This is a genomic window from Streptomyces inusitatus (assembly GCF_014651115.1).
Lineage (GTDB): Bacteria > Actinomycetota > Actinomycetes > Streptomycetales > Streptomycetaceae > Streptomyces > Streptomyces amakusaensis.
Genome location: NZ_BMWG01000014.1, coordinates 47,717 through 55,257 on the forward strand (window position 1 = coordinate 47,717; position 7,541 = coordinate 55,257).

The 7,541-nt window shown below is 69.1% G+C and carries 6 protein-coding genes; 3 read left to right on the top strand and 3 right to left on the bottom strand.

Features of this window, described 5'->3' with window-relative positions:
* The first annotated feature begins 36 nt into the window (after positions 1-36).
* Together IE247_RS20840 and IE247_RS20845 are read left to right on the top strand one after the other, a co-directional pair.
* Positions 37-654, top strand: a complete 618-nt coding sequence (locus IE247_RS20840; RefSeq protein WP_190124724.1) for a TerD family protein — start codon at positions 37-39, stop codon at positions 652-654.
* Positions 655-1,068: 414 nt separating this feature from the next.
* Positions 1,069-2,100 carry a TerC family protein gene (locus IE247_RS20845; protein WP_190124725.1) on the top strand — a complete coding sequence of 344 codons (1,032 nt, stop codon included), beginning with the start codon at positions 1,069-1,071 and terminating at the stop codon, positions 2,098-2,100.
* 83 nt (positions 2,101-2,183) lie between these two features.
* Here the strand turns inward: IE247_RS20845 and IE247_RS20850 are convergent, their stop codons facing one another.
* The 3 genes from IE247_RS20850 to IE247_RS20860 form a co-directional block, all read right to left on the bottom strand.
* The gene (locus IE247_RS20850) at positions 2,184-2,576 is read right to left on the bottom strand and encodes a hypothetical protein (RefSeq protein WP_190124726.1); all 393 of its coding nucleotides are present in this window, start codon (positions 2,574-2,576) and stop codon (positions 2,184-2,186) included.
* Positions 2,577-2,718: 142 nt separating this feature from the next.
* Positions 2,719-3,375 (bottom strand): MBL fold metallo-hydrolase, encoded by a 657-nt coding sequence (locus tag IE247_RS20855; protein WP_190124727.1) that lies wholly within the window; start codon positions 3,373-3,375, stop codon positions 2,719-2,721.
* A 9-nt stretch (positions 3,376-3,384) separates the two neighbouring features.
* Positions 3,385-4,086 (bottom strand): maleylpyruvate isomerase family mycothiol-dependent enzyme, encoded by a 702-nt coding sequence (locus tag IE247_RS20860; protein WP_190124728.1) that lies wholly within the window; start codon positions 4,084-4,086, stop codon positions 3,385-3,387.
* Between the two features lie 255 nt (positions 4,087-4,341).
* Here IE247_RS20860 and uvrA point away from each other — a divergent pair, with 255 nt between their 5' ends.
* Positions 4,342-7,431 carry an excinuclease ABC subunit UvrA gene (uvrA, locus tag IE247_RS20865; RefSeq protein ID WP_190124729.1) on the top strand — a complete coding sequence of 1,030 codons (3,090 nt, stop codon included), beginning with the start codon at positions 4,342-4,344 and terminating at the stop codon, positions 7,429-7,431.
* The last annotated feature ends 110 nt before the right edge of the window (positions 7,432-7,541 follow it).

The following is a 7,541-nucleotide window of genomic DNA, read 5'->3' on the forward strand; positions in this document are numbered from 1 at the left end:
CTCAGCGATGAAGATGAAGACGTAAGGGGACAGTGCGTGACGGTCAATATGACCAAGGGCCAGGCCATCAGCCTGCGGAAGAGCGACGGGAACACCCTCACGGCCGTACGGATGGGGCTCGGCTGGCAGGCGGCGACCCGCCGGGGTCTGTTCGGCCGGCGCGCCAGGCAGATCGACCTCGACGCCTCGGCGGTGCTCTTCGCAGGCGAGCAGCCGGTCGACGTGGTCTTCTTCCGCCACCTCGTCAGCGACGACGGCTCGGTGAAGCACACCGGCGACAATCTGGTCGGCGGGGCCGGCTCGGGCGGCGACGACGAGGCGATCCTCGTGGACCTCTCCCGGGTGCCCTCCCATGTCGACCAGATCGTCTTTACCGTGAACTCCTTCACCGGCCAGACGTTCCAGCAGGTCAAGAACGCCTTCTGCCGCATCGTCGACGAGACCACCGGCCAGGAGACGGCTCGCTACACGCTCGACGGCGGCGGCGACTGCACCGCGCAGATCATGGCCAAGGTGCACCGGGGCATGGACGGCGAGCCGCGGGGCTACAGCAAGGAGCCCAGCCCCGGCGGCTGGCGGATGACCGCCCTCGGCATCCCCGCCAAGGGCCGCACCTTCCAGGACCTCATCCCGTCGATCCTGCCGCATCTGTAGGCCACCGCTCACGCCCGGCCGACCCCGGGTGCGCCACGCGTGGAGGTATCGGCCCCCGCCGATGCCGCCGGGCGCCGCGCCGCCCGGCGATGCCGCTGTCCCGGGTCGCCGCCGCCCGGCGTGCCCGGGGCGCTTGAGGGTCTGAGACCCGCTCCGGCGTCAACGCTTGAGAGGCCCTAAAAAGCTCGGTTGACCAGGAGATTTGAATATCTCTTTGCCAAGCTCTTTATCTTTGCTTGGGTCCTCCTGTACGCTCACCACAGCGGAGGGGAGTATTCCCGACTGCGACGTACTCGTCAGTACGGACCACCATTGGTCCCGGGGCGTCGGCCCGAGCGGCTAGGACCGCCCGGGTGGAAGAGACCTCCGGCAGCGACGACGCTGATCAAAGAGCCGTACGACGCCGGAGGCGCAGTGGACGTTTCATTGACCCTTTGGGTGCTCACCATTCTCGGTTTGAGCGCCCTCATCGGAGCCGACTTCTTCATCGGGCGGAAGCCCCATGATGTGTCGATCAAGGAAGCCGGAATCTGGACGATCGTCTGGATCGTGCTGGCCGTGCTCTTCGGCATCGGCCTGGCGGTCTTCGGCACCAGCCAGGCATCCGGAGAGTTCTTCGCGGGCTTCATCACCGAGAAGTCACTCAGCGTGGACAATCTCTTCGTCTTCGTTCTGATCATGGCGAAGTTCTCGGTGCCCTCCCACCTTCAGCAGCGGGTGCTGCTGATCGGTGTGCTGATCGCCCTGGTCCTGCGGGCCATCTTCATCGCGGCCGGCGCGGCGATCATCGCCAACTTCTCGTGGGTCTTCTACATCTTCGGCGCGTTCCTGATCTACACCGCCTGGAAGCTCGTCCAGGAGGCGCGCGCCGGCGACGAGGAGGACGACTGGGAGGAGAACCGTCTCCTCAAGTCCGTCGAGAAGAAGTTCGGCGTCGCCGACCAGTACCACGGCACCAAGCTGTTCATCCAGAAGAACGGCAAGCGCATCATGACCCCGCTGATGGTGGTCATGCTCGCCATCGGCACCACCGATGTGCTGTTCGCGCTGGACTCCATCCCGGCGATCTTCGGCCTCACCCAGGACCCGTACATCGTCTTCACGGCCAACGCCTTCGCCCTGATGGGTCTGCGTCAGCTGTACTTCCTCATCGGCGGACTGCTCAAGAAGCTGGTCCACCTCAGCTACGGCCTCTCGGTCATCCTCGGCTTCATCGGCGTCAAGCTGGTGCTGCACGCACTGCACGAGAGCGGGGTCAGCGTCCCCGAGATCTCGATTCCGTTCTCGCTCTCGGTCATCGGCGGTGTTCTGGTCATCACCACGATCACCAGCCTCATCGCCTCCAAGAAGCAGGCGCAGCGCGAAGCCGCCGAGGCGGCTGAGAGCGGCGACGGCGGCGAGGGCCCCGGCGACACTCCCAAGGACAAGGACAGCGTCGAAGCCTGACGCACCGCGTTCCCCGGGCGGGGGCGGACGGCACTTGCCGTCCGCCCCCGCCCTCTTTCGCGCCCCGCCCCGCCCCGGCACGGTCATGGCTTCCCGGCCCCTGCGGAGGACTGCGGGCCGACACCCCGAGGCCGGTGCTCACGGCACGCCTTCATGGCCTTCTCCAGGGCGCTCCGGCCGCCGGCCCGCTTCCGCTGCTTGATCGTCACCCGGCCCTTCACCGGGTCCGCCACCTCCACCCCGTGCTCCCGCATGCACCGGGCGAACAGCACGGCCATCTCCTGAGGATCCCGGCTCGGCTCCGCGCCGGCCCGCGCGCTCCCGGAACTCTTCCCTCCGGGTTCCGTGCGCCCGGTGGCCGGGGCGGGCTTCTCCTGTTCGCCGCCGTCGGCTCCGCAGCCGGTCAGGGTCACGGTCAAAGCTGCCGTCAGCGTCAGCGGCAGCGCCGTCAGGGCGGTACGGGTGCGTATGCGCATCGTCGTCTTCTCCTCGCGGGGCCGGTGGGATTCCGGCCGCTCGGGAGTGATGCAACGCAGTGAGTGGTTTCCGCGTGGTTTCCATGGAACCGGGGGGCGCCTCGGCGGCGCTCCCCGGCGGCTCCGGCGCGGAGGGCGGCGGTCACCAGCCGCGGGCGCGCCATTCGGGCAGCTGCGGGCGCTCGGCGCCCAGGGTGGTGTCCTTGCCGTGTCCGGGGTAGACCCAGGTCTCGTCCGGCAGGGCGTCGAAGAGCTTGGTCTGCACGCCGCCGATCAGCTCGGCGAAGGCCACGGGGTCGGCGTGGGTGTTGCCGACCCCGCCCGGAAAGAGACAGTCGCCGGTGAAGACATGGGGGTGACCGTGAGGATCGTCGAAGATCAGCACGATCGAGCCGGGGGTGTGGCCCACGAGACGGCGCGCGGTCAGCTCCACCCGGCCCACCCGGATCACATCGCCGTCGTGGACCGGCACATCCGTCGGCACCGGAATGCCCTCGGCGTCGTACGCCCCCGCGTAGGTGCGCGCGCCGGTGGCGGCGACCACTTCGGCGAGCGCCTGCCAGTGGTCGCCGTGGCGGTGGGTGGTGACGACGGAGGCGACGGAGTCCGCGCCGATCAGGGTCAGCAGTGTCGGCGCGTCGTTGGCCGCGTCGATCAGCAGCTGCTCACCGGTGGCCCGGCAGCGCAGCAGATAGGCGTTGTTGTCCATCGGGCCGACCGAGACCTTGGAGATGATCAGGTCGGTCAGCTCGTGCGCGTCCGCGGGGCCGCCGGTGGTCACCACTCCGCTGTACGTCATGGGGGAAGCCTATAGCGGCGGCAGCGTGGGCAGCAGGGGTTCCGGGGCCTCGGCGCGGACCAGCAGATCCGTCCCCGGGCGGCGGCCGGCGAGCCAGCCGACCAGCTCGGGCGCGGGGCCGCCGACCGTCAGGGGCGTGCCCCGGTCGCCGCCGGTGGACCAGCGGCCGAGACCGCCGTCGGCGACGAGGCTGGTCGGCGGGGTGCCGGCGTGCCCGGCGAACCGCTGGGCCAGGAAGTCGATCTCGCGCAGCAGAAAGTCCTGGGGGAGGTCCTCCAGCTCGTAGCCGATGTCCAGGTCGACATGGTGCAGCTCGATCTCCACGAGTCTGCGGAACGGGAGACGGGCCGCCGTGTCGGTGACCCCGTTGCGCAGGGCGACCGCGCGGCTCCAGTCGGCGGGCAGGGCGGCCACGGCCCGGAGCCGGGCGTCGCTGTCGCGCAGATCGGCGAGCTGGACGTCGAGCGGGCGGCCCGCGCCGCGCTCGATGTCCTCGTCGCGCGCCTCGGCGCTCGGATACATCGGGCGGCCCTGGAGAACATTCGCGAGCGCGTCGGCGTTACGGGAGAGATGGGCCAGCACATGTCCCCGGGACCAGCCCGGGAGCCGTGACGGCGCGGCCAGCCGTGCGTTGTCAAGGGAAGCGACCGCGGTGAGCAGCCGTTCGGTGGCCTTGTGCAGTGAGGCCAGGTCACGCTGGTGGTCGATCATGCGGCCGACGATAGTCGCGCCACACGTTCGGGTGAAGGTGGTTGCCGATCGCCGTAATTCGAATGTACGTGCTATAGCCTGGAGCGAGGCATCCTTGGTTGTCGGGGCCTCTCCCCGCCAAGCCCAGCCGTCTTCAGGACGCAGGACTCCAGAACCGCAGAACCGCAGGAATCCCAGGACTGTCAGGACCCGACCCTCAGACTTCAACAGGGTCCTCACTCCCTCAAGAATCTGAAAGAAAGGTGCGGACCCGGCGTGGCCGACCGTCTCATCGTTCGTGGCGCTCGTGAGCACAATCTCAAGAACGTCTCGCTCGACCTCCCCCGTGACTCGCTCATCGTGTTCACGGGGCTCTCCGGGTCGGGCAAGTCCTCGCTCGCCTTCGACACGATCTTCGCCGAGGGCCAGCGCCGTTATGTGGAATCGCTGTCCTCGTACGCCCGCCAGTTCCTGGGGCAGATGGACAAGCCGGACGTCGACTTCATCGAGGGCCTCTCCCCGGCCGTCTCCATCGACCAGAAGTCGACCTCGCGCAACCCGCGCTCCACGGTCGGCACCATCACCGAGGTGTACGACTACCTCAGGCTCCTCTTCGCCCGGATCGGCAAGCCGCACTGCCCCGAGTGCCGCCGTCCGATCTCCCGCCAGTCGCCCCAGGCGATCGTGGACAAGGTGCTGGAGCTGCCCGAGGGCAGCCGCTTCCAGGTGCTCTCGCCGCTGGTGCGCGAGCGCAAGGGAGAGTTCGTCGATCTCTTCGCCGACCTCCAGACCAAGGGGTACAGCCGGGCACGGGTGGACGGGCAGACCATCCAGCTCGCCGAGCCGCCCGCACTGAAGAAGCAGGAGAAGCACACCATCGAGGTGGTCGTCGACCGCCTCACCGTCAAGAGCGGCGCCAAGCGCAGGCTGACCGACTCGGTCGAGACCGCGCTCGGCCTCTCCGGCGGCATGGTCGTGCTCGACTTCGTGGATCTCCCCGAGGACGACCCCGAGCGCGAGCGGATGTACTCGGAGCATCTCTACTGCCCCTACGACGATCTCTCCTTCGAGGAGCTGGAGCCCCGCTCCTTCTCCTTCAACTCGCCCTTCGGAGCCTGCCCCGACTGCACCGGCATCGGCACCCGGATGGAGGTCGACGCCGAGCTGATCGTGCCCGACGAGGAGAAGTCCCTCGACGAGGGCGCGATCCACCCCTGGTCCCACGGACACACCAAGGAGTACTTCGGGCGGCTGATCGGCGGGCTCGCCCAGGCGCTCGGCTTCTCCACCGACATGGCCTGGGCCGGACTGCCCCAGCGCGCCCGGAAGGCCCTGCTGTACGGCCACAAGACCCAGGTCGAGGTCCGCTACCGCAATCGGTACGGCAGGGAGCGGGCCTACACCACCCCCGCCTTCGAAGGAGCCGTCCAGTTCGTCCGCAGGCGGCACCAGGAGGCCGAGAGCGACTCCAGCAGGGAGCGCTTCGAGGGCTATATGCGCGAGGTGCCCTGCCCCACCTGCCAGGGCAGCCGGCTCAAGCCCATCGTCCTCGCGGTCACGGTGATGGACAGGTCCATCGCCGATGTCTCCGCCATGTCCATCAGCGAGTGCGCCGAGTTCCTCGGCCGGCTGAAGCTCAACGCCCGTGACAAGAAGATCGCCGAGCGGGTGCTCAAGGAGGTCAACGAGCGGCTGAGGTTCCTGGTCGACGTCGGCCTGGACTATCTCTCGCTCAACCGCGCGGCCGGCACCCTCTCCGGCGGCGAGGCCCAGCGCATCCGGCTCGCCACCCAGATCGGCTCCGGTCTCGTCGGCGTGCTCTACGTCCTGGACGAGCCGTCCATCGGACTGCACCAGCGCGACAACCACCGGCTCATCGAGACCCTCGTACGCCTCCGGGACATGGGCAACACGCTCATCGTCGTGGAGCACGACGAGGACACCATCAAGATCGCCGACTGGGTCGTGGACATCGGCCCCGGCGCGGGCGAGCACGGCGGCAAGGTGGTCCACTCGGGCCCCTTGAAGGAGCTGCTCACCAACGAGGAGTCGATGACCGGGCAGTACCTCTCCGGAAAGAAGTCCATCCCGACGCCCGAGCTCCGGCGGCCCGCCGACCCCGGCCGGCTGCTCACCGTCCACGGCGCCCGGGAGAACAATCTGCGGGACATCGACGTCTCCTTCCCGCTCGGAGTGCTCACCGCCGTCACCGGGGTCTCCGGCTCCGGAAAGTCGACGCTGGTCAACGACATCCTCTACACCCACCTCGCCCGTGAGCTGAACGGCGCGAAGTCGGTGCCCGGCCGGCACACCCGGGTCGACGGCGACGACCTGGTCGACAAGGTCGTCCATGTCGACCAGTCGCCCATCGGCCGCACCCCGCGCTCCAACCCCGCCACCTACACCGGCGTCTTCGATCATGTCCGCAAGCTCTTCGCGGAGACGATGGAGGCCAAGGTCCGCGGCTATCTCCCCGGCCGGTTCTCCTTCAATGTGAAGGGCGGCCGCTGCGAGAACTGCTCCGGCGACGGCACCATCAAGATCGAGATGAACTTCCTGCCGGATGTGTACGTCCCGTGCGAGGTCTGCCACGGCGCGCGCTACAACCGGGAGACCCTGGAGGTCCACTACAAGGGCAAGTCCATCGCCGAGGTGCTGGACATGCCGATCGAGGAGGGCCTGGCGTTCTTCGAGGCCGTCCCCACGATCGCCCGTCATCTCAGGACGCTCAACGAGGTCGGCCTCGGCTATGTCCGTCTCGGCCAGTCCGCCCCGACGCTCTCCGGCGGTGAGGCGCAGCGGGTGAAGCTCGCGAGCGAGCTTCAGAAGCGCTCCACCGGCCGCACGGTCTATGTGCTGGACGAGCCGACGACCGGTCTGCACTTCGAGGACATCAGCAAGCTGATCACGGTGCTCTCCGGCCTGGTCGACAAGGGCAACACGGTGATCGTTATCGAGCACAATCTCGATGTGATCAAGACCGCGGACTGGGTCGTGGACATGGGTCCCGAGGGCGGCAGCGGCGGTGGTCTGGTCATCGCCGAGGGCACCCCCGAGGAGGTCGCCGGGGTCCCGGCCAGCCACACCGGGAAGTTCCTGCGGGACGTCCTGGACCCGGAGCGGGTCAGCGACGCCACCGGCCCCTCCCGCCGGGCCGCGGGGAAGACCGCCCCGCGCAAGACCGCCGCCCGCAAGACAGCGGCGGCGGCGGGCACGGCGACGGCGAAGAAGGCGGCGAAGAAGACCGCCGCGGCCGAGACCGCCGTGAACGACACGCCCGTCAAGAAGGCGGCCGCCAGGAAGACCGCCGTACGGAAGACGGCCGCCGCCAAGAAGACGGCGGCGGCGCGCACCCGCAAGGCCTGAGACCGGGCCTCTCCCCGGCTCCCCCGCCCCCCTCCGGCCCCGCTCCGGGGGCGGGGGCCGGGGGGGGCGACCCCGGGGGCCGGGGGCCCTGGCGCCCGAGCCCTGCGCGG